This is a genomic window from Clostridium tyrobutyricum DSM 2637 = ATCC 25755 = JCM 11008 (genome assembly GCF_000359585.1).
Classification (GTDB): Bacteria; Bacillota; Clostridia; order Clostridiales; family Clostridiaceae; genus Clostridium_B; species Clostridium_B tyrobutyricum.
Genome location: NZ_APMH01000071.1, coordinates 1 through 403, shown reverse-complemented (window position 1 = coordinate 403; position 403 = coordinate 1). Strand labels below are relative to the sequence as shown.

1 protein-coding gene is annotated in these 403 nt (G+C 37.5%); it reads left to right on the top strand.

Going from position 1 to position 403, the window contains the following annotated elements; all coding sequences use genetic code 11:
- Positions 1 to 39 precede the first annotated feature (39 nt).
- Positions 40 to 403 (top strand): peptidoglycan-binding domain-containing protein (locus J418_RS15840; RefSeq protein ID WP_035124123.1); only part of this gene is annotated, 364 nt, incomplete at its 3' end.

The following is a 403-nucleotide window of genomic DNA, read 5'->3' as shown; positions in this document are numbered from 1 at the left end:
TATTATATGTAATCAAAAATAAGAAAAGAGGTTATAAAAATGGATCAAATGGTTCTAGAAGTTCAAGAATGGTTAAATAATACTTACGGAAGTAACTCAAACTACACACCTATAACTGCGGACGGAATAACCGGAGGAGGAACAGTAGCAGCTTTAATAACAGCTCTCCAAATTGAGCTAGGAATTCAACCAGCGGATGGAGTTTTTGGGGCAGCTACACAAGCAGCATGTCCAACATTGCCTAATACAAGTGCTTCCAAGAATGAGGTATATATTCTCCAAGGTGCTCTATATTGCAAAGGTTATAATCCAAATGGATTCGATGGTGGATATGGTAATGGTGTTATCACTGCCATAAAAAAATTTCAATCGGATGCAGGTCTAACAACTCAAGATGGGATTA